Origin of the sequence: Enterobacter cloacae complex sp. 6730903, from assembly GCF_048283985.1 — a bacterium.
In the GTDB taxonomy this organism is placed as follows: Bacteria; Pseudomonadota; Gammaproteobacteria; order Enterobacterales; family Enterobacteriaceae; genus Enterobacter; species Enterobacter hormaechei_C.
Window position 1 is genome coordinate 1 of record NZ_JBLVXX010000054.1, and the last position, 20,938, is coordinate 20,938.

Annotated in this window: 19 protein-coding genes and 1 riboswitch; of the genes, 12 read left to right on the forward strand and 7 right to left on the reverse strand. The window is 56.6% G+C overall.

Annotation, left to right across the window (positions count from 1 at the left end; translation table 11 throughout):
- Positions 1-446: 446 nt before the first annotated feature.
- Together purH and purD are read left to right on the forward strand one after the other, a co-directional pair.
- Positions 447-2,036 carry a bifunctional phosphoribosylaminoimidazolecarboxamide formyltransferase/IMP cyclohydrolase gene (purH, locus tag ACNQ0W_RS21760; RefSeq protein ID WP_062933845.1) on the forward strand — a complete coding sequence of 530 codons (1,590 nt, stop codon included), beginning with the start codon at positions 447-449 and terminating at the stop codon, positions 2,034-2,036.
- Between the two features lie 15 nt (positions 2,037-2,051).
- Entirely contained in the window at positions 2,052-3,344 is a 1,293-nt protein-coding gene (gene purD, locus ACNQ0W_RS21765) for a phosphoribosylamine--glycine ligase (protein ID WP_062933846.1), read from the forward strand.
- A gap of 48 nt (positions 3,345-3,392) precedes the next feature.
- Here purD and ACNQ0W_RS21770 read toward each other — a convergent pair whose 3' ends face one another.
- The 6 genes from ACNQ0W_RS21770 to nudC form a co-directional block, all read right to left on the reverse strand.
- Complete coding sequence (locus ACNQ0W_RS21770; protein WP_062933847.1) at positions 3,393-4,085, reverse strand: DUF1481 domain-containing protein; 693 nt, start codon at positions 4,083-4,085, stop codon at positions 3,393-3,395.
- Between the two features lie 11 nt (positions 4,086-4,096).
- Positions 4,097-4,369 (reverse strand): nucleoid-associated protein HU-alpha, encoded by a 273-nt coding sequence (gene hupA, locus ACNQ0W_RS21775; protein ID WP_002445246.1) that lies wholly within the window; start codon positions 4,367-4,369, stop codon positions 4,097-4,099.
- Between the two features lie 186 nt (positions 4,370-4,555).
- Complete coding sequence (locus ACNQ0W_RS21780) at positions 4,556-5,146, reverse strand: YjaG family protein (RefSeq protein ID WP_003862310.1); 591 nt, start codon at positions 5,144-5,146, stop codon at positions 4,556-4,558.
- A gap of 41 nt (positions 5,147-5,187) precedes the next feature.
- Entirely contained in the window at positions 5,188-5,859 is a 672-nt protein-coding gene (gene nfi, locus ACNQ0W_RS21785) for a deoxyribonuclease V (protein WP_003862312.1), read from the reverse strand.
- A gap of 9 nt (positions 5,860-5,868) precedes the next feature.
- Positions 5,869-6,933, reverse strand: coding sequence for a uroporphyrinogen decarboxylase (gene hemE, locus ACNQ0W_RS21790; RefSeq protein ID WP_022650209.1), 1,065 nt, complete (start codon positions 6,931-6,933; stop codon positions 5,869-5,871).
- Between the two features lie 39 nt (positions 6,934-6,972).
- On the reverse strand, positions 6,973-7,746 hold the full coding sequence (gene nudC, locus ACNQ0W_RS21795) for an NAD(+) diphosphatase (protein ID WP_047052401.1): 774 nt from the start codon (positions 7,744-7,746) through the stop codon (positions 6,973-6,975).
- A 95-nt stretch (positions 7,747-7,841) separates the two neighbouring features.
- Between nudC and ACNQ0W_RS21800 the strand changes: the two genes are divergently transcribed.
- The 10 genes from ACNQ0W_RS21800 (at position 7,842) to ACNQ0W_RS21845 (ending at position 16,628) form a co-directional block, all read left to right on the forward strand.
- Entirely contained in the window at positions 7,842-8,339 is a 498-nt protein-coding gene (locus tag ACNQ0W_RS21800) for an Rsd/AlgQ family anti-sigma factor (protein ID WP_017384077.1), read from the forward strand.
- Between the two features lie 54 nt (positions 8,340-8,393).
- Positions 8,394-8,503: riboswitch (TPP riboswitch) on the forward strand.
- 79 nt (positions 8,504-8,582) lie between these two features.
- Positions 8,583-10,478 carry a phosphomethylpyrimidine synthase ThiC gene (gene thiC / locus ACNQ0W_RS21805; RefSeq protein WP_047637925.1) on the forward strand — a complete coding sequence of 632 codons (1,896 nt, stop codon included), beginning with the start codon at positions 8,583-8,585 and terminating at the stop codon, positions 10,476-10,478.
- Positions 10,478-11,119, forward strand: a complete 642-nt coding sequence (gene thiE / locus ACNQ0W_RS21810; RefSeq protein ID WP_062933848.1) for a thiamine phosphate synthase — start codon at positions 10,478-10,480, stop codon at positions 11,117-11,119. The genes thiC and thiE overlap by 1 nt, the downstream gene beginning before the upstream one ends.
- Complete coding sequence (gene thiF / locus ACNQ0W_RS21815; RefSeq protein ID WP_062933849.1) at positions 11,106-11,861, forward strand: thiazole biosynthesis adenylyltransferase ThiF; 756 nt, start codon at positions 11,106-11,108, stop codon at positions 11,859-11,861. The genes thiE and thiF overlap by 14 nt, the downstream gene beginning before the upstream one ends.
- The gene (thiS, locus tag ACNQ0W_RS21820) at positions 11,845-12,045 is read left to right on the forward strand and encodes a sulfur carrier protein ThiS (RefSeq protein WP_047052408.1); all 201 of its coding nucleotides are present in this window, start codon (positions 11,845-11,847) and stop codon (positions 12,043-12,045) included. The genes thiF and thiS overlap by 17 nt, the downstream gene beginning before the upstream one ends.
- Position 12,046: 1 nt before the next feature.
- Complete coding sequence (gene thiG / locus ACNQ0W_RS21825; RefSeq protein ID WP_023302917.1) at positions 12,047-12,814, forward strand: thiazole synthase; 768 nt, start codon at positions 12,047-12,049, stop codon at positions 12,812-12,814.
- On the forward strand, positions 12,814-13,941 hold the full coding sequence (gene thiH, locus ACNQ0W_RS21830; protein ID WP_062933850.1) for a 2-iminoacetate synthase ThiH: 1,128 nt from the start codon (positions 12,814-12,816) through the stop codon (positions 13,939-13,941). The genes thiG and thiH overlap by 1 nt, the downstream gene beginning before the upstream one ends.
- A 339-nt stretch (positions 13,942-14,280) precedes the next feature.
- Complete coding sequence (locus tag ACNQ0W_RS21835) at positions 14,281-15,822, forward strand: diguanylate cyclase domain-containing protein (protein ID WP_417933254.1); 1,542 nt, start codon at positions 14,281-14,283, stop codon at positions 15,820-15,822.
- Positions 15,823-16,002: 180 nt separating this feature from the next.
- Positions 16,003-16,311, forward strand: a complete 309-nt coding sequence (locus tag ACNQ0W_RS21840) for a PTS sugar transporter subunit IIB (protein ID WP_010425948.1) — start codon at positions 16,003-16,005, stop codon at positions 16,309-16,311.
- On the forward strand, positions 16,311-16,628 hold the full coding sequence (locus ACNQ0W_RS21845; protein WP_003862327.1) for a PTS lactose/cellobiose transporter subunit IIA: 318 nt from the start codon (positions 16,311-16,313) through the stop codon (positions 16,626-16,628). Before ACNQ0W_RS21840 ends, ACNQ0W_RS21845 begins: the two co-directional genes overlap by 1 nt.
- Positions 16,629-16,686: 58 nt before the next feature.
- On the opposite strand, the gene rpoC is transcribed toward ACNQ0W_RS21845, so the two are convergent.
- Complete coding sequence (gene rpoC, locus ACNQ0W_RS21850) at positions 16,687-20,910, reverse strand: DNA-directed RNA polymerase subunit beta' (RefSeq protein WP_022650200.1); 4,224 nt, start codon at positions 20,908-20,910, stop codon at positions 16,687-16,689.
- Positions 20,911-20,938 lie beyond the last annotated feature (28 nt).

Genomic DNA, 20,938 nt, shown 5'->3' on the forward strand with positions numbered 1-20,938 from the left:
ACAGATTGTCTGATAAATTGTTAAAGAGCAGTGCAACGCGGCTTTCGCTCACCGTTGCGAGGTGGCGTATATTACGCTTTCCTCTTTCAGAGTCAACCCGTTATTTCAGGATTTTTTCTCTTCAACCGACCGGGTTATCTGTGAAGTGATTCACATCCGCCGTGTCGATGGAGGCGCATTATAGGGAGTTCTCCGCAGGCCGCAACCGCTAAATGACAGAAAAATGACTGACTGCTGCATTCCCCAGCAAAACCCCGCCTTATACCCTTTTACACACAGAGTTATCCACAGCACTGCGAAAAAGTGAAAATATGCGAGCGTTGCGCAAACGTTTTCGTTAAAATGCTCGCGCTTAACAAGGAGGCCTCGTCAGGTGTGTTAGATGAGTTTTTCGCTGGAAAATTCATCTAACGCTCTCTGTAATCGTGAAATCCAGGGGATTTACCATGCAACAACGTCGTCCAGTCCGCCGCGCTCTGCTCAGTGTTTCTGATAAAGCCGGTATCGTCGAATTCGCTCAGGCACTTTCCGCACGCGGTGTGGAGCTGCTTTCTACAGGTGGCACCGCGCGCCTGTTAGCAGAGAAAGGTCTGCCGGTAACCGAAGTGTCCGACTACACCGGTTTCCCGGAAATGATGGATGGACGCGTCAAAACCCTGCACCCGAAAGTGCACGGCGGTATTCTGGGCCGTCGCGGTCAGGACGACGGCATTATGGAGCAGCACAATATTGCCCCCATCGACATGGTGGTCGTTAACCTCTACCCGTTCGCCCAGACCGTTGCCCGCGAAGGCTGTTCTCTGGAAGACGCGGTTGAGAATATCGATATCGGCGGCCCAACCATGGTGCGCTCCGCGGCCAAGAACCATAAAGATGTGGCCATCGTCGTAAAGAGCAGAGACTACAACGCCATTATTAATGAGATGGATGCCAACGAAGGGTCCCTGACGCTTGAAACGCGTTTCGATCTCGCCATCAAAGCCTTCGAGCATACCGCCGCCTACGACAGCATGATCGCCAACTACTTCGGTAGCCTGGTACCTGCCTACCACGGTGAAAGCAAAGATCCCTCCGGCCGCTTCCCGCGCACGCTGAACCTGAACTTCATTAAGAAGCAGGATATGCGTTACGGTGAGAACAGCCACCAGCAGGCTGCCTTCTATATAGAAGAAGAGGTAAAAGAAGCCTCTGTTGCGACCGCACAGCAGGTGCAGGGCAAAGCCCTCTCCTATAACAACATTGCCGATACCGACGCCGCGCTGGAATGCGTGAAAGAGTTCAGCGAGCCAGCCTGCGTTATCGTCAAGCACGCCAACCCATGCGGCGTTGCCGTGAGCACCTCTATTCTGGATGCCTACGATCGCGCCTACAAAACCGACCCTACCTCCGCGTTCGGCGGCATTATCGCCTTCAACCGCGAGCTGGATGCGGAAACCGCGCAGGCCATCATCTCCCGTCAGTTTGTCGAAGTGATCATCGCGCCATCCGCATCCGAAGAGGCACTGAAAATCACCGCGGCGAAACAGAACGTGCGCGTGCTGGTTTGCGGCCAGTGGGCAGAACGCGTCCCGGGTCTGGACTTCAAGCGCGTGAACGGCGGGCTGCTGGTTCAGGACCGCGATCTGGGTATGGTGAGCGAAGCCGATCTGCGTGTCGTCACCAAACGTCAGCCAACCGAGCAGGAACTGCGTGACGCGCTGTTCTGCTGGAAAGTGGCGAAGTTCGTGAAATCCAACGCCATCGTCTACGCCAAAGAGAACATGACCATCGGAATCGGCGCAGGCCAGATGAGCCGCGTTTACTCTGCAAAAATCGCGGGTATCAAAGCAGGTGACGAAGGTCTGGAAGTCAAAGGCTCCGCCATGGCCTCTGACGCCTTCTTCCCGTTCCGCGACGGTATCGATGCGGCCGCTGCTGTGGGCATCACCTGTGTGATCCAGCCTGGCGGTTCAATCCGTGATGACGAAGTGATTGCCGCTGCCGACGAACATGGCATCGCAATGATCTTCACCGACATGCGCCACTTCCGCCATTAATTCCCGGAGCAGAAAATGAAAGTATTAGTGATTGGTAACGGCGGGCGCGAGCACGCCCTGGCGTGGAAAGCAGCGCAGTCTCCGCAGGTTGAAACCGTCTTTGTGGCACCGGGTAACGCCGGTACCGCGCTGGAGCCCGCGCTACAGAACGTCGCCATCGGCGTAACCGATATCCCGGCGCTGCTGAGCTTTGCCCAAAACGAGAATATCGATCTGACGATTGTTGGCCCGGAAGCGCCGCTGGTGATCGGCGTTGTAGATGCCTTCCGCGCCGCAGGCCTGAAAATTTTCGGCCCAACGGAAAGGGCTGCGCAGCTGGAAGGCTCAAAAGCCTTCACCAAAGATTTTCTCGCGCGTCATAACATCCCGACGGCGGAATATCAGAACTTCACCGAGGTAGAGCCTGCTCTGGCTTACCTGCGTGAAAAAGGCGCGCCGATTGTGATCAAAGCCGACGGCCTGGCTGCCGGGAAAGGCGTTATCGTGGCGATGACACTCGAAGAAGCGGAAGCCGCCGTGCAGGATATGCTGGCGGGTAACGCCTTTGGCGACGCGGGCCACCGCATCGTGATTGAAGAGTTCCTCGACGGCGAAGAAGCGAGCTTTATCGTGATGGTTGACGGCGAGCACGTTCTGCCGATGGCGACCAGCCAGGATCACAAGCGCGTAGGCAATGCCGACACGGGGCCAAACACCGGCGGGATGGGAGCTTACTCCCCTGCTCCGGTGGTCACTGACGAAGTACACCAGCGCACCATGGACCGCATCATCTGGCCAACCGTGAAGGGGATGGCGGCGGAAGGCAATACCTACACCGGTTTCCTTTACGCAGGCCTGATGATCGACAAGCAGGGTAACCCGAAGGTGATTGAATTCAACTGCCGCTTCGGCGATCCGGAAACCCAGCCGATCATGCTGCGCATGAAGTCCGATCTGGTTGATCTGTGTCTGGCGGCGTGCGAAGGCAAGCTGGACGAGAAAACTTCCGAATGGGACGAGCGAGCCTCTTTAGGTGTGGTGATTGCTGCGGGTGGGTATCCGGGTAACTACAACACCGGAGATGAGATCCACGGCCTGCCGCTGGAAGAGATCGACGGTGCGAAGGTGTTCCACGCCGGTACGAAGCTCTCTGACGATGACCGCGTGCTCACCAACGGCGGTCGCGTGCTGTGTGCGACCGCGCTGGGCCAGACCGTGGCAGAGGCGCAGAAGCGCGCCTATGCGCTGATGGCGGATATTCACTGGAATGGCAGCTTCAGCCGCCAGGATATCGGCTATCGTGCCATTGCGCGGGAGCAGGGAGAGTAATTTCACACCCTCACCCTAACCCTCTCCCACAGGGAGAGGGGATTTACGTCAGAAACTCTTCTCTGTCGGCTGCCAGGTGCAGAAATCTTCATTCGCCACCAGCAACAGCTGAGAGCCTTCCGGCGCTTCCAGCCATGCCACACTCACCTCCACAGATGAATGCCGCTGACGACGCTGAATGTGTTCGGTTGCCCAGGATTCAAGCTCAGGCTTCACCGTCTGCCCTTTGCAGGTGGTCACCGTGCCGTCGGCATGCCAGCGCCCCTGGCGCAGCACCACGCGGCCCTGACGCAGCGCATCGCTGGTCTGGCGGAGTTGTTCAGCACGGTAGCGGTAGAGAGCGACCTGATCGCTGGAAAGCTGCTGTTTCAGTCCACTGACCTCATGCTGCATAAAGCTCAGCTCGCCGTGGTCGTCGAAACGCACCTTCACGTGTTCGGGAGTCTTACTGTAGATATTCAGTTCAATGAGCGACAGCGCATCGCCCTGCCAGCGGTATTCTGCGGTCGAGGTGTTGCCGTTATGCCACGGGCTGAACGCGGTGAGCATATGGACTTCATCGCTGGAATCTTTGCGCCAGATCCTGACCGCACCCTGGTTGTCAGCGTAGCCGCTGGCGGTAAACGGGGGGAGTGAGGAATCATGGCTACAGGCAGAGAGCAACAGTACGCCTGCCAGCGCGAGCGTTCCGCGCCAGAATGACAAAAGGGGCGTTGCCGCCCCTTCGTTAAAACTGTTCACTGCCACGCGTCTTACTTAACTGCGTCTTTCAGTGCTTTACCAGAAACAAATGCCGGCACGTTAGCTGCGGCGATTTTGATTTCTTTACCGGTCTGCGGGTTGCGGCCAGTACGCTCAGCGCGGTGGTTCACTTTGAAGGTACCGAAACCAACCAGTTGTACAGCATCGCCTTCTTTCAGAGACTCAGTAATAGCAGCCAGGGTAGATTCCAGAGCAGCTTTAGCCTGCACTTTAGACAGATCAGCCTTGTCCGCAATTACATCAATCAGTTGAGTCTTGTTCATAAGTTATCCTTTCAATGTGTTTATCGCTTGCTAAGCATCGAGTGCGACGAAAATGCCAAAAAAGCACTCTCCTGCATACACGCACCGATAGCCACTTTTTTTCGCCCCCCAAATGTAGACCAGACGGGGGGCGAAAGGGAAGAGTCGAGGAGTGACAAAACAGGCGTTAAATCACGTTTTGTTGTCTCATTGGTTAAAAATTATACCAATATTGCTCTCACCGGCCTCGCGAAGGTCCGCGCGAAGCCCTTTGATCAGCTCAATATCACGTTCTTCACACTCCGCCAGCAGACGGAAAATTTCCCACTGAATATCCCATTCCTGTTCAACCGCCGGGTTAGCACGCAGCTCCTCGTCGGTCATTTCACGGCCTTCCTGGGTCATTTCCAGCATCGCAACGGTGGTAATGGATGCCTTACTGACTTCAATGGCGTGTTCCAGGGTTTCACCGCTCAGACGGGAGTGGATCAGCTCGCTCAACGCTACACAGGCATCAATAGCCGGGTAGACGCCATACAGATCGAAATCATCCGCAGCCGGAATAGCCTCTTCCAGCTTTTCGAGCTGAGAGTCAAAATTTACCTTCGCATCTTTGACCGTCAGCGTCTCCCAGATTAAATCCAGGATACGACGATAAATCTGGCCTTCGCCAAACGCCGTCTGCTTGCAGAACGCGGCATAGTTGGGATACATGCGCTCGCACAGGCAAGCCATAAACGTCACGTGCTGCCAGCTTTCCAGCTTCTCAAGGCGCAGATGAATCGGGTTTTGTAACATGATGATGTCTCGAATCGAAAATTAGCCGCAGTTTACCTGAATCACGGCTGAATTTCCTGCCAACGAATGAATGCCGGACGTGAAGAGGCCACGGCGTCAGCCCAGCGGGTTGGCTCCGGTAAACGGTAGCCCTTCATACAGCGTTGCACCCACGCCAGGGCGCTGTCCATGCTGACCCGATGCCCGGTGGCGATAAACAGCGGGTTGCAGCGCGCTTTGCTGCGCCAGACCCACGCCAGCTGCTCGCCTTTATGGATAAGCGGCGCCAGTGCGCCCGGTTCGGCAGAGAGCGGCTCAAACGCGCCGCACAGGCGTTTTTTCGCCACGCCGATGGTCGGCACGTCCACCAGCAGACCAAAGTGGCTGGCAACGCCTAAGCGACGCGGATGGGAGATACCATGCCCATCAACAAACAGCAGATCGGGTTTTTGCGAGAGTTGCTCCCACGCGGCCAGCAGCGCGGGATATTCGCGGAAGGAGAGAAAGCCGGGGATGTACGGCATGGTGGTGGCGATACGCGCCACCTTGTACTCCACCAGCTCCAGCGAAGGGTATTTAAGCACCACCATCGCCGCTCGCGTCACTTCACCGCCCTGCTCAAACCCGACGTCCGCCCCGCCAATGTACCGCGGAGGGTCCGTATCCAGACGATCCTCGCGGATCACTGATGAAGCCAGTTCGATTTGCTGAGCGCGTAGCGACGCGAGATCCATAACCACTCCTTACTTATGATACTGGGCAGAAAGCCGATGCACCGCCTCCACAAATACGCCAGCGTGTTCTGGCGGTACATCCTGATGAATACCGTGACCGAGGTTGAAGACGTGGCCTTCGCCCTGGCCGAAACCAGACAGTATAGTCGACACTTCTTCTTCGATACGGGCAGGCTGCGCATAGAGCATGGACGGGTCCATGTTGCCCTGGAGCGCCACTTTGTCCCCCACGCGACGGCGCGCATCGGCAATATCGGTGGTCCAGTCGAGGCCCAGCGCGTCGCAGCCGGTGGCCGCCATCGCTTCCAGCCACTGACCGCCGCCTTTGGTAAACAGCGTCACCGGCACGCGACGGCCTTCGTTTTCACGCAGCAGACCATCGACAATTTTGTGCATGTAGTACAGGGAGAACTGCTGATAATCACGTCCGGTCAGCACGCCGCCCCAGGTGTCGAAAATCATCACCGACTGCGCGCCCGCTTTAATCTGCGCGTTGAGATAGAGCGTGACGCTCTTCGCCAGCTTGTCGAGCAGGGCATGCAGGGCCAGCGGCTCGGCGTACATCATCTTTTTGATGACGGTAAAGGCTTTGCTGCTGCCACCTTCCACCATGTAGGTGGCCAGCGTCCACGGACTACCGGAGAAGCCAATCAGCGGCACGTCGCCTTTCAGTTCGCGGCGAATGGTACGCACGGCGTTCATCACATAGCCCAGCTCGCCTTCCGGATCGGGGATCGGCAGCTTATCAACGTCGGCTTTGCTTTTGATCGGAGAGGTAAAACGCGGGCCTTCTCCGGTTTCGAAATAGAGCCCAAGGCCCATCGCATCCGGAATGGTGAGAATGTCCGAAAAAAGAATGGCGGCATCAAGCGGGAAGCGGCGCAACGGCTGGAGCGTCACTTCACAGGCCAGCTCGGCGTTTTTGCACAGCGACATAAAATCGCCTGCCTGCGCGCGCGTGGCTTTGTACTCTGGCAGATAGCGTCCCGCCTGGCGCATCATCCACACCGGGGTGACATCAACGGGCTGGCGCAGCAGCGCACGCAGATAACGATCGTTCTTCAGTTCGGTCATTTTTGCAGTTCCTTATTGCGTCAGTCCGTCAGTGTAACACTACTCATACTCGGCCCGACACATTGCCACGGTATCTTCTATCAGGCGACGCGCCACCGTTCCCGGCGGGGGCAGTAGCGGTAAATCGTCGTAGCGATACCAGTTCGCCTCCAGCAGCTCTTTCTGATCGATAACAATCTCGCCGCTGTCGTATTCCGCCATAAACGCGGTCATCAGGGACATCGGGAACGGCCACGGTTGCGACGTCACATAGCGCAGGTTTTTCACCTTAATGCCGCTCTCCTCCATCACCTCGCGCGCCACCGCCTGTTCCAGCGTTTCGCCGACCTCCACAAACCCGGCGAGGACGGTGTGAATGCCGTTGCGATGACGGGTATGTTGCGCCAACAGGATGGAATCATCACGGCGGATGGCGACAATGATGCACGGTGCGATTTGCGGGTAGTAGCGTTCACGGCAGTGGCCGCAGAGCATTGCCCACTCGGTTTTGCTCGGGTGCATGGTGTGGCCGCAGTAGCCGCAGTATTTGTGCGAGCGATAAAACTCCGCCAGCTGCACGCCGCGCCCCGCCAGCTGGAACAGGCCGACGTCCAGATCCAACACCTGACGAACGGATCCCATATCCTGACGACGAGCCTGTTGGATCAGCCATACCGGATCGCCCTGCCACTCGCCGATCCGCAGCGCAGGTTGGCCGACGAGATCGAAGATGTCTGCCGCGCCGTAGGGTATCTCCCCACCGGGCAGCCATAATTTTTGTTCGTGACTGACGATCCACCAACCCAGATCTGATTTTTCAATAATACGATCCATATCTATTGCACTACCTTCGCTTCACTGACATGTTGTTAGCATTGTGGTTACATTTTGGATAAGCAGATCCCATTCTAAACCTTATGGAGTCGACCATGTTAAACCAGCTGGAAAGCCTGACTGAGCGCGTTGGAGGAAGTAACACCCTGGTGGATCGCTGGCTACATGTGCGCAAGCATCTACTCGTGGCGTATTACAATCTGGTTGGTCTTAAGCCTGGCAAAGAATCCTTTATGCGGCTGAATGAAAAAGCGCTGGACGACTTTTGTCAGAGCCTGGTCGACTACCTCTCCGATGGCCATTTCAACCTTTATGAACGCATTATCCGCGAAATGGAAGGGACAACGCCGTATTTAGCGGCCAGTAAACTCTGTCCGCTGCTGGAAGCCAACACCCAGCAGATCATGGACTACTACGATTCCACGCTGGAGAACGCTATCGATCACGATAACTATCTTGAGTTTCAGCAGGCGCTTTCCGACCTTGGCGAAGCGCTGGAAGAGCGATTCACGCTGGAAGACAAACTCATCGCCCTCGTGCTGGACAACAACCTGAATATCAGCACCAGCGATAACGTTGCGCGCCCTGCTTGAGTTCTTAATCGTTAACGAGTAATTTACAACCATTCGCCCCTCTCACGAGGGGGATTTTTCTTGTCGGAGTGCCCAGTGTGAAAGCACGGGCTGAGACCGTTAATTCGGGATCCGCGGAACCTGATCAGGTTAATACCTGCGAAGGGAACAAGAGTCACACTGCTGTTGTATCGCCCCCCGGGCGATCTTCTCTTGCTTCATCCGTCGTCTGACAAGCCATGTCCTTCACTTTTGGAATGAGCTATGTCTACTGCAAAACTGACCCGCCGCGAACAGCGCGAACACGCACAACGCTTCATCGACACCCTGGAAGGCACCGCTTTCCCGAACTCGAAACGCATCTACATTTCCGGCTCACAGGCTGATATCCGCGTCCCGATGCGCGAAATCCAGCTCAGCCCGACGCTTATCGGCGGCAGCAAAGAGAACCCGCAGTTTGAAGACAACGAAGCCGTGCCGGTATACGACACCTCCGGCCCGTACGGCGATCCTTCTGTTGCTATCAACGTGCAGCAGGGTCTGGCAAAACTGCGCCAGCCGTGGATTGACGCCCGTAACGATTGCGAAGAACTGAGCGTGCGCAGCTCGGCGTATACCAACGAGCGCCTGGCCGACGACGGTCTGGATGAGCTGCGCTTTACCGGCCTGCTGACGCCGAAACGCGCTAAAGCGGGCAAATGCGTCACCCAGTTGCACTACGCGCGCCAGGGTATCGTCACGCCGGAGATGGAGTTCATCGCCATCCGCGAAAACATGGGCCGCGAGCGCATCCGCAGCGAAGTGCTGCGCCACCAGCATCCGGGTGAAGGGTTTGGCGCTCGCCTGCCGGAAAACATCACGCCGGAATTTGTGCGTGACGAAGTGGCCGCCGGGCGCGCCATTATCCCTGCCAACATCAACCACCCGGAATCCGAGCCGATGATTATCGGCCGCAACTTCCTGGTGAAGGTCAACGCCAATATCGGCAACTCAGCGGTGACGTCATCCATCGAAGAAGAGGTGGAAAAGCTGGTCTGGTCGACGCGCTGGGGCGCGGACACGGTGATGGATCTTTCCACTGGCCGTTATATTCACGAAACCCGCGAATGGATCCTGCGTAACAGCCCGGTGCCGATCGGTACCGTCCCGATTTATCAGGCGCTGGAGAAGGTCAACGGCATCGCCGAAAACCTCACCTGGGAAGCGTTCCGCGACACGCTGCTGGAGCAGGCGGAACAGGGTGTGGACTACTTCACCATCCACGCGGGCGTGCTGCTGCGCTACGTGCCGATGACGGCGAAACGTCTGACCGGTATCGTCTCACGCGGCGGTTCGATTATGGCGAAATGGTGCCTTTCCCACCATCAGGAAAACTTCCTCTACGAGCACTTCCGCGAAATCTGCGAGATCTGCGCCGCGTACGACGTCTCCCTGTCGCTGGGCGACGGCCTGCGCCCGGGCTCCATCCGCGATGCTAACGACGAGGCGCAGTTTGCCGAGCTGCACACGCTGGGCGAGCTGACCAAAATCGCCTGGGAGTACGACGTGCAGGTGATGATTGAAGGCCCGGGCCATGTGCCGATGCAGATGATCCGTCGCAACATGACCGAAGAGCTGGAGCACTGCCACGAAGCACCGTTCTACACCCTGGGGCCGTTGACCACCGATATTGCGCCGGGCTACGACCACTTCACGTCAGGCATTGGCGCGGCGATGATCGGCTGGTTCGGCTGCGCCATGCTCTGCTACGTGACGCCGAAAGAGCACCTCGGGCTGCCAAACAAAGAGGACGTGAAGCAGGGGCTGATCACCTACAAGATTGCCGCCCACGCGGCGGATCTGGCGAAAGGCCATCCGGGCGCGCAAATTCGCGACAACGCCATGTCCAAAGCGCGCTTTGAATTCCGCTGGGAAGACCAGTTTAACCTGGCCCTCGATCCGTTCACCGCCCGCGCCTATCACGACGAAACCCTGCCGCAGGAATCGGGCAAAGTGGCGCACTTCTGCTCCATGTGCGGACCAAAATTCTGCTCGATGAAAATCAGCCAGGAAGTACGTGATTACGCTGCCGCGCAGACCATTGAAGTCGGCATGGCGGACATGTCGGAAACCTTCCGCGCGAAAGGCGGCGAAATCTACCTCAAAAAGGAGGAGGCGTAATGTACCAGCCCGATTTCCCCTCCGTGCCCTTCCGCTTAGGGCTTTACCCGGTGGTGGACAGCGTGGAGTGGATCGCCCGCCTGCTGGAAGCTGGCGTTCGCACCCTCCAGCTACGCATCAAGGATAAACACGATGAAGAGGTAGAGGCCGACGTGGTCGCCGCTATCGCGCTGGGACGTCGCTACCACGCCCGCCTGTTTATCAACGACTACTGGCGGCTGGCGGTTAAACACCAGGCGTACGGCGTGCATCTGGGACAGGAAGATCTGGAAACGACCGATCTCAACGCGATCCGTGACGCCGGTCTGCGGCTGGGCGTCTCCACCCACGATGATATGGAGATCGACGTGGCGCTGGCGGCCCGCCCCTCTTACATCGCGCTCGGGCACGTTTTCCCGACGCAAACCAAACAGATGCCGTCCGCGCCACAGGGTTTGACGCAGCTGGCGGCCCACGTTAAGCGCCTTGCCGATTACCCCACCGTCGCCATCGGCGGGATCAGCCTTGAACGTGCGCCCGCGGTGCTGGAGACCGGCGTCGGCAGTATCGCCGTCGTCAGCGCTATCACCCAGGCGGCAGACTGGCAGGCCGCCACCGCGCAGCTTTTACAACTGGCAGGAGCAGGCGATGAAAGATCGTGATTTTATGCGTTACAGCCGCCAGATCCTGCTGGAGGATATCGCCATCGAGGGGCAGCAAAAGCTGCTCGCCAGCCGGGTACTGATTGTCGGTCTGGGCGGATTAGGCACCCCCGCCGCGCTGTATCTGGCCGGCGCGGGCGTGGGCACGCTGGTGCTGGCCGATGACGACGAGGTACATCTCAGCAATCTGCAACGGCAAATTCTCTTTACGACAGAAGATATCAACCAGCCTAAAGCGCACGTTACGCGCCAGCGGCTGAACCAGCTTAACCCCGATATCGAACTGGTCGCGCTCCAGACGCGGCTGAGCGGGGAAGATCTGCAACGCGAAGTGGCCCTTGCCGACGTGGTGCTGGACTGCACGGACAATATGGCGACGCGTCAGGCCATCAACGCGGTCTGTGTTGCGCAGAACACGCCGCTGATCACCGCCAGCGCGGTCGGTTTCGGCGGGCAAATAATGGTGCTTACGCCGCCGTGGGCACAGGGCTGCTACCGCTGCCTGTGGCCGGACGAGGCTGAACCGGAGCGTAACTGCCGCACGGCAGGCATTCTGGGTCCGGTGGTGGGCGTGATGGGTACTCTTCAGGCGCTGGAGGCCATCAAGTTGCTCAGCGGCATGGAGACAGAACGCAACACGCTGCGGCTGTTCGACGCCCGCTCCAGCGGCTGGCGTCATCTGGCGTTAAACCGCGCCAGCCACTGCCCGGTATGCGGAGGCCGCGATGCGCATTCTGTTTAACGATGAGCCGATGACGTGCGACGACGATCTCACCGTTGCCGCCCTGCTCGACACGCTGCGCCAGCTGAAGCCGGGAACGGCGCTGGCGCTCAATCAACAGATCCTGCCGCGCGAGCAGTGGGAACATCAGCAGGTCAATGAAGGCGACCAGATCCTGCTGTTTCAGGTTATCGCAGGGGGCTAAGATGTTACGTATTGCCGACAAAGTCTTTGATTCACATCTGTTTACCGGAACCGGAAAATTCGCCTCCCCGCAGCTGATGGTGGATGCCATTCGTGAAAGCGGCAGCCAGCTGGTGACGCTGGCGATGAAGCGCGTGGATTTGCGTCAGCACAACGATGCCATACTTGCGCCGTTACTGGAGGCAGGCGTGACGCTCTTACCGAATACCTCCGGTGCGAAAACGGCCGAGGAAGCAATTTTCGCTGCGCAACTGGCGCGGGAAGCGCTCGGCACCCGCTGGCTGAAGCTGGAAATTCATCCGGACGCCCGCTGGCTGTTGCCCGATCCGATCGAAACCCTGAAAGCGGCAGAGAAGCTGGTGCAGCAGGGATTTACCGTTCTGCCCTACTGTGGTGCCGATCCTGTGCTGTGCAAGCGTCTGGAAGAGGTCGGCTGCGCGGCCGTGATGCCGCTGGGGGCGCCCATTGGCTCTAATCAGGGGCTCGAAACCCGTGCGATGCTGGAGATCATCATCGAGCAGGCGACCGTGCCGGTGGTGGTGGATGCGGGCATCGGCGTACCCAGTCACGCCGCGCAGGCGCTGGAGATGGGGGCCGATGCGGTGCTGGTCAATACCGCGATTGCGGTGGCCGACGACCCGGTGATGATGGCGCGTGCGTTCCGCCTTGCCGTGGAGTCCGGTCTGCTGGCTCGTCAGTCCGGCCCCGGCTCGCGCAGCGTTCAGGCGCAGGCCACCAGCCCGCTGACCGATTTTCTGGAGGCGCTCTGATGGCTACCTTTACCGATCGCTGGCGTCAGCTTAACTGGGACGATATTGCCTTACGCATCAACAGTAAAACCTCTGCGGACGTAGAGCGGGCGTTAACAGCCCGGCATTTGACGCGCGAGGATTTGATGGCCCTGCTTTCTCCGGCAGCCAGCGCGTACCTTGAACCGATGGCGCAGCGCGCGCAACGCCTCACCCGCCAGCGCTTTGGCAACACGGTGAGCTTTTACGTGCCGCTCTATCTTTCTAACCTGTGCGCCAACGACTGCACCTACTGTGGCTTCTCCATGAGCAACCGTATTAAGCGTAAAACGCTGGATGAGCATGAGATCGCCCGCGAGTGTGCGGCTATTCGTGAGATGGGTTTTGAACATCTCCTGCTGGTGACGGGTGAACATCAGGGCAAAGTGGGGATGGACTATTTTCGCCAGCATCTTCCGGCCATCCGCCGCGAATTTGCCTCGTTGCAGATGGAAGTGCAGCCTCTGTCGCAGGAGGAATATGCGGAGCTGAAAACCCTCGGGCTGGACGGCGTAATGGTTTATCAGGAAACCTACCATGAGGCGACCTATGCCCGGCATCACCTGAAAGGGAAGAAGCAGGATTTCATCTTCCGGCTGGAAACGCCGGACAGACTGGGGCGTGCCGGTATCGATAAAATTGGGCTGGGCGCGCTTATCGGTCTGTCCGACAGCTGGCGGGTGGACTGCTATATGGTGGCGGAGCATCTGCTGTGGCTACAGCAGCACTACTGGCAAAGCCGCTATTCCATCTCTTTCCCGCGGCTGCGTCCCTGTACGGGAGGCGTTGAACCCGCCTCGCTAATGGATGAACGCCAGCTGGTGCAAACCCTGTGCGCCTTTCGTCTGTTCGCGCCGGAAGTGGAATTGTCGCTCTCCACCCGTGAATCCCCCGCGTTTCGCGACCGCGCAATCCCGCTGGCGATCAACAACGTCAGCGCCTTTTCCAAAACGCAGCCGGGCGGTTACGCGGACGATCACCCGGAACTGGAACAGTTTGCACCGCACGACGGACGACGACCCGAAGCGGTGGCGGAAGCCCTGACTGCACAGGGGCTCCAGCCGGTGTGGAAAGACTGGGATAGCTGGCTGGGAAGAGCCTCGCATTAGCGCTGAAACTGTCTGCAAAAATGCGAAAAGGTTACGAGGCGGCTCGTAAGATCAACACCGGGCGATTGAGGCGATCTGCCCGGTTTTTTTATGCTTTACCACGTCAGCAACGGACGCTGACCAGGGTGAAAATGCTTCTTCCTCGTTTCGCCCTGCCCTCCGCCTCTTAAACAACATTTCAATTGATACAATAAATACGTCGTTTCTTATCTACGCTTAAGATAAATCATCTCGTCGGTAATCGCCTTCTGTATAATTTACTACCAGCAACCGGACAGCGACTATGCTGAGGGTATCGACAGACGCAACGCGTCTACCATCTGGATTGATGTACAACTCATGGCACTCCACAGTAAAAAGCTCTCTTTTACCCGGCCAATTATGGTCAGCTTCGCGGGGATCCTGTTCAGTTTCGCGCTGATCGCCATCCTGGTCATTCTTTCACAGAGAAAGGATTTTCTTGAGGATTATCATAAGATTAATGGTAACTTCACCCATAATCTGGCGGTGAACTATACCGAATCCATCCTGCGAGAAAATGACTATATACTTGGTCGCGCCGCGATGTACTTCGCCCGTAATGACAGAGTGAATCAGACAATTAATATCGACCCGACACACGGTTTACAGATGTTGATGCATTTGCAGAACCTGATGCCGACGGTGTCGTCTATCTCTCTGGCGGACACAGAAGGGCGCCATCTGCGCGCGCCGGAAGTGCTGCTAACGGAGAAGAGTAAATCGTTCGACGCCCGAACCCGCCCATGGTTTGTCGGGCAAGCGGAAGCCAGCAACTTTCCTCACTACACCCGCCCCTATCTGGACTATTTCACCCAACATCCTACGGTCACCCTCTATAAGCCGGTCATCTCACCGGAAGGCCGTCTGAAGGGCACGCTCGCTTTCCATCTTGATTTAACGTCCATAGGATATACCCTGCGCCAGATGGTGGCGCCGGTTCAGGGTGAGTTTTTTGTGGTGGAGCGTGACGGCGCCGTTGTGCTGCATCCGGACACGGGGGCGCTCTTTAAGCAGTACGTAAGCGAAGCGCTGATGGACAAAATGACCAGCGGCGAAGGCCATCTTTTCGACCCCAAAAGTAAAACCTGGTATTACTACTACTCTTTCACCAATCCGGACTGGTTTGTGATTTATCGGGTCTCCGATGCCACGCTGACCGTCATCACCCGGCATGAAACCACCGTCGTCGGCTGGGGATTTGCACTGGCGGCAATCATCATCATTCTGTTCGGGCTTTACCTTCGTCATGCCTCGCGTTCTGTGCTGATGAACATTATCAACGCCATCAAAACCGGCGACGTCAACCAGGCGCCACGCCTTGAAGCGATGCTCAGCCATACCATTCGAACCAATAAAGAACGCGAGCTGGCCTATGTCCGTCAGGCCACCCATGATGCGCTGACAGGCTGCAAAAACCGCCGTGCGTTCGACAACAATGTGGATGAGTTGCTGACTGCCCATCAACCCTTCGTTCTGGCGCTGATCGACATCGATAACTTCAAGTCCATTAACGATACCTGGGGCCACCTGAGCGGGGATATTGTGCTGCGCAACGTGGCACGCGAAGGTATTCAGATCATGCAGCCACACCACGTTTCCGTTTACCGCTACGGTGGAGAAGAGTTCGGCGTGATATTCCCGGCCGAGCTGATGAACTCCGCGCACGCGCTACTGGAAGCCTGGCGCACCGCCGTTGAGAAGAGGACCTGGCGGGAAGAGAACCTGCGAGTGACCTTCAGCGCCGGGATGGGGGAGTGGCACTTCGAACCGCTGGAGCAGTTTATCGGTAGCGTAGATGAAGCGTTGTATACCGCTAAACAACAGGGTAAAAACCGCATCGTAAGCACGGCCAGCCGATAATACCCTTCCTCAAATTCTGCCCGATCTGACGGGCAGAATGCTCTCCGCTGTAAAATTGTAACCGGTTTCAGAAAAATGCCGATTTCTTTGTGATGCCTGACACACAATCGCGGTAAAGCGGTTGTTGAAGCGGTCTGCACGGGATAATTATCAATAAACACATGTAGATCGAGGCTGACTATGAAGAACATCGTTTTATGCTGTGCAGCGGGAATGTCAACCAGCATGCTGGTTCAACGTATGAAAGATGCCGCGCAGAAAAAAGGAGTCGAAGTAACCATTAAAGCCGTTCCGGTCGCGGAGTTTAAAGATAACATCGCGACGGCTGATATCGTATTACTGGGGCCACAGGTTAAATACGAACAGGCAAAACTCCAGGCGCAGGCCGATCCGCTCGGAAAAAAGGTCGCGGTCATCGACATGATGGATTACGGCATGATGAAAGGTGATGCCGTACTGGAAAAAGCGCTCAAACTTCTGGAGTCATAATGGAAGACTTAGAAACAACGATTATGGAACTGCTGGTTAACGCAGGCGCAGCGCGCAGCGCGGCCCTGACGGCGTTACAGATGGCGCGAAAAGGCGACTTTGACGAAGCCGAGAAAGCGATGGAAGAGTCGCGTGAATATGTGAAACATGCGCATACGATCCAGACGCAGCTTATCGGTCTTGACGAAGGGACAGGAAAACTGCCGGTTAACCTGATCACCGTTCACTCTCAGGACCACCTGATGAACGCGATGGTTATTCAGGATCTGGCGGGCGATATGATTGAGCTTTATCGACGCATCCCGTTAGTGAATTGAATACACGCAGACGTAAAAAAACCCGCCGAGGCGGGTTTTTTATTTACGGCATCAACGATTACTCGTTGTCGGAACCGCCCAGACCTGCGTTCAGCAGTTCTGCAAGGCTCGCGGATGCATCTTCGGCAGTCACCTGCGGTGCAGCTGGCAGTTCGCCCGCTGCGCGACGACGCATACGATCCTGGTGGTACGCATAACCGGTACCGGCCGGGATCAGACGACCCACGATAACGTTCTCTTTCAGACCACGCAGTTCATCACGTTTACCTGCAACAGCCGCTTCGGTCAGGACACGCGTGGTTTCCTGGAACGATGCAGCAGAGATGAAGGACTCGGTTGCCAGAGACGCTTTGGTGATACCCAGCAGATCGCGCGAGAAGGTCGCACCGATTTTGCCGTTCGCTTCCAGATCGCGGTTAGCGATCTTAACGCGTGAGTATTCAACCTGCTCGCCTTCCAGGAAGTCGGAGCTGCCCGCGTTTTCGATGGTTGCTTTACGCAGCATCTGACGAACGATAACTTCAATGTGTTTATCGTTAATCTTAACGCCTTGCAGACGGTATACGTCCTGTACTTCGTTAACAATGTAACGGGTAACAGCATGCACACCACGCAGACGCAGGATGTCGTGCGGCGCTTCTGGACCATCGGAAACCACGTCACCACGTTCTACGCGTTCACCTTCGAACACGTTGAGCTGACGCCACTTAGGAATCATCTCTTCGTACGGCTCGCTGCCATCTACTGGCGTGATAACCAGACGGCGCTTACCTTTGGTCTCTTTACCGAAGGAGATGATACCGCTGATTTCAGCCAGAATCGCAGGCTCTTTCGGACGACGTGCTTCGAACAGGTCCGCAACGCGTGGCAGACCACCGGTGATGTCCTTGGTACCGCCGGATTCCTGAGGAATACGCGCCAGGGTGTCACCAGAGCTGATCTGTACGCCATCTTCCAGCTGTACAATCGCTTTACCCGGCAGGAAGTACTGCGCAGGCATATCGGTACCCGGGATCAGAACGTCGTTACCCTGAGCATCAACGATTTTCAGTGCAGGACGCAGATCTTTACCGCCGGTAGTACGTTCAGCAGAATCCAGAACCACCAGAGAAGACAGACCGGTCAGCTCGTCGGTCTGACGAGTAATGGTCTGGCCGTCGATCATGTCAGTGAAGCGGATGAAACCACTTACTTCGGTGATTACCGGCATGGTGTGTGGATCCCAGTTTGCAACGGTTTCACCGCCGGCAACCTGCTCGCCATCACCTTTCGCCATAACCGCACCGTAAGGCACTTTATAGCTCTCTTTGGTACGACCGAATTCGTCGATCAGCTTCAGCTCGGTGTTACGGGAAGTGATAACCAGTTTACCGCTGGAGTTCACAACCGACTTCGCGTTGCTGAGCTTGATGCTACCTTTGTTTTTCACCTGGATGCTGGATTCAGCAGCCGCACGAGATGCCGCACCACCGATGTGGAACGTACGCATCGTCAGCTGTGTACCCGGCTCACCGATGGACTGTGCCGCGATAACGCCGATAGCCTCACCTTTGTTGATGATGTGGCCACGCGCCAGGTCACGACCGTAGCAGTGCGCACACACACCAAAGTCGGTGTCACAGGATACAACGGAACGCACTTTCACGGAGTCAACAGAGTTCGCTTCCAGCAGGTCACACCACTGTTCGTGCAGCAGGGTGTTGCGTGGAACCAGAATGTCTGCGGTGCCCGGCTTCAGAATGTCTTCCGCGGTCACACGACCCAGTACGCGATCGCGCAGCGGCTCTTTAACATCACCACCCTCGATAACCGGGGTCATGGTGATACCTTCGAGGGTGCCACAATCGTCTTCGGTGACGACCAGATCCTGCGCAACGTCAACCAGACGACGCGTCAGATAACCGGAGTTCGCCGTTTTCAGTGCGGTATCCGCCAGACCTTTACGCGCACCGTGCGTGGAGATGAAGTACTGGAGTACGTTCAGACCTTCACGGAAGTTCGCGGTGATTGGCGTTTCGATGATGGAGCCATCTGGCTTCGCCATCAGACCACGCATACCTGCCAGCTGACGAATCTGTGCCGCAGAACCACGCGCACCGGAGTCGGCCATCATGTAGATGCTGTTGAAGGAGACCTGCTGCTCTTCTACGCCGTCACGGTTAATCACGGTTTCGGTTTGCAGGTTATCCATCATCGCTTTGGATACACGATCGTTCGCCGCAGCCCAGATATCGATAACTTTGTTGTAGCGTTCGCCTGCGGTTACCAGACCAGACTGGAACTGCTCCTGGATCTCAGCAACTTCAGCTTCCGCTTCAGAGATGATCTCGTGTTTCTTCTCTGGGATGACCATGTCATCGATACCAACAGATGCACCTGAACGCGCTGCATAAGCAAAGCCGGTGTACATTGTCTGGTCAGCGAAGATAACGGTCGGCTTCAGACCCAGAATGCGGTAACAGGTGTTCAGCATTTTGGAGATCGCTTTCTTGCCCAGCGCCTGGTTGACGATGGAGAAAGGCAGACCTTTCGGTACGATCATCCACAGAATGGCACGGCCAACGGTCGTGTCTTTCAGGCTGGTGTGCGCAACGAATTCGCCGTTTTCATCTTTTTCGTATTCGGTGATACGCACTTTAACGCGCGCATGCAGAGAGGCCAGGCCAGCGCGATAAATGCGCTCAGCTTCTTTCGGGCCAGTCAGCACCATGCCTTCGCCTTTGGCGTTAACACAGTCACGGGTCATGTAGTACAGACCCAATACAACGTCCTGAGAAGGAACGATGATAGGTTCACCGTTCGCTGGAGACAGAATGTTGTTGGTAGACATCATCAGCGCACGCGCTTCGAGCTGGGCTTCCAGCGTCAGCGGTACGTGAACAGCCATCTGGTCACCATCGAAGTCGGCGTTATAGGCCGCACAAACCAGCGGGTGCAGCTGGATCGCTTTACCTTCGATCAGTACCGGCTCAAATGCCTGGATACCCAGACGGTGCAGAGTTGGTGCACGGTTCAGCAGTACCGGGTGTTCGCGGATCACTTCGTCCAGGATATCCCAAACGACAGCTTCTTCACGCTCAACCATTTTCTTCGCGGCTTTGATGGTGGTGGCGAGGCCACGCAGTTCCAGCTTGCCGTAGATGAACGGTTTGAACAGCTCCAGTGCCATTTTCTTCGGCAGACCGCACTGATGCAGACGCAGGTATGGACCTACGGTGATTACAGAACGACCGGAGTAGTCAACACGCTTACCGAGCAGGTTCTGACGGAAACGACCCTGCTTACCTTTGATCATGTCGGCCAAAGATTTCAGAGGACGTTTGTTAGAACCGGTGATCGCACGACCACGACGACCGTTATCCAACAGGGCATCGACTGCTTCCTGAAGCATACGTTTTTCGTTGCGTACGATGATGTCCGGCGCAGCCAGATCCAGCAGACGTTTCAGACGGTTGTTACGGTTGATCACGCGACGGTACAGATCGTTCAGATCCGACGTTGCGAAACGACCACCATCCAGCGGAACCAGCGGACGCAGATCTGGCGGCAGAACCGGCAGAACGGTCAGGATCATCCACTCTGGTTTGTTACCAGACTGAACGAACGCTTCCAGCAGTTTGATACGCTTGGTCAGCTTTTTACGCTTGGTTTCGGAGTTGGTTTCGTTCAGCTCTTCGCGCAGAGTTTCACACTCTTGCTCCAGATCCATGCTCTTCAGCAGGGCCTGGATAGCTTCCGCACCCATCTTCGCGTCGAATTCGTCACCGAACTCTTCCAGCGCGTCCAGATACTGTTCTTCGGTCAGGATCTGGTTACGTTCCAGATTGGTCATCCCGCCTTCGATAACCACATAAGATTCGAAGTACAGAACACGTTCGATATCGCGCAGCGGCATATCCAGCAGCAGACCGATACGGGACGGCAGAGATTTCAGGAACCAGATGTGAGCGGTCGGAGACGCCAGCTCGATGTGGCCCATACGCTCACGGCGTACTTTGGTCTGGGTCACTTCAACGCCGCACTTCTCACAGATCACACCACGGTGTTTCAGGCGCTTGTACTTACCGCACAGGCACTCGTAATCTTTTACTGGCCCGAAAATACGCGCACAGAAAAGGCCGTCACGCTCAGGTTTGAACGTACGGTAGTTAATGGTTTCCGGCTTTTTAACTTCACCGAAAGACCATGAACGGATCATGTCTGGCGAAGCCAGAGCAATTTTGATCGCATCAAACTCTTCGGTTTTAGTTTGCGCTTTCAGAAACTTTAATAAGTCTTTCACGGATTTGCTCCCGTCGGAGTTAGCACAC

Bases quoted from the DNA above. Each gene is read 5' to 3' on its own strand.
- purH (WP_062933845.1), top strand. From the start codon at position 447: ATGCAACAACGTCGTCCAGTCCGCCGCGCTCTGCTCAGTGTTTCTGAT.
- purD (WP_062933846.1), top strand. From the start codon at position 2,052: ATGAAAGTATTAGTGATTGGTAACGGCGGGCGCGAGCACGCCCTGGCG.
- hupA (WP_002445246.1), bottom strand. From the start codon at position 4,369: ATGAACAAGACTCAACTGATTGATGTAATTGCGGACAAGGCTGATCTG.
- ACNQ0W_RS21780 (WP_003862310.1), bottom strand. From the start codon at position 5,146: ATGTTACAAAACCCGATTCATCTGCGCCTTGAGAAGCTGGAAAGCTGG.
- nfi (WP_003862312.1), bottom strand. From the start codon at position 5,859: ATGGATCTCGCGTCGCTACGCGCTCAGCAAATCGAACTGGCTTCATCA.
- hemE (WP_022650209.1), bottom strand. From the start codon at position 6,933: ATGACCGAACTGAAGAACGATCGTTATCTGCGTGCGCTGCTGCGCCAG.
- nudC (WP_047052401.1), bottom strand. From the start codon at position 7,746: ATGGATCGTATTATTGAAAAATCAGATCTGGGTTGGTGGATCGTCAGT.
- ACNQ0W_RS21800 (WP_017384077.1), top strand. From the start codon at position 7,842: ATGTTAAACCAGCTGGAAAGCCTGACTGAGCGCGTTGGAGGAAGTAAC.
- thiC (WP_047637925.1), top strand. From the start codon at position 8,583: ATGTCTACTGCAAAACTGACCCGCCGCGAACAGCGCGAACACGCACAA.
- thiE (WP_062933848.1), top strand. From the start codon at position 10,478: ATGTACCAGCCCGATTTCCCCTCCGTGCCCTTCCGCTTAGGGCTTTAC.
- thiF (WP_062933849.1), top strand. From the start codon at position 11,106: ATGAAAGATCGTGATTTTATGCGTTACAGCCGCCAGATCCTGCTGGAG.
- thiS (WP_047052408.1), top strand. From the start codon at position 11,845: ATGCGCATTCTGTTTAACGATGAGCCGATGACGTGCGACGACGATCTC.
- thiG (WP_023302917.1), top strand. From the start codon at position 12,047: ATGTTACGTATTGCCGACAAAGTCTTTGATTCACATCTGTTTACCGGA.
- thiH (WP_062933850.1), top strand. From the start codon at position 12,814: ATGGCTACCTTTACCGATCGCTGGCGTCAGCTTAACTGGGACGATATT.
- ACNQ0W_RS21835 (WP_417933254.1), top strand. From the start codon at position 14,281: ATGGCACTCCACAGTAAAAAGCTCTCTTTTACCCGGCCAATTATGGTC.
- ACNQ0W_RS21840 (WP_010425948.1), top strand. From the start codon at position 16,003: ATGAAGAACATCGTTTTATGCTGTGCAGCGGGAATGTCAACCAGCATG.
- ACNQ0W_RS21845 (WP_003862327.1), top strand. From the start codon at position 16,311: ATGGAAGACTTAGAAACAACGATTATGGAACTGCTGGTTAACGCAGGC.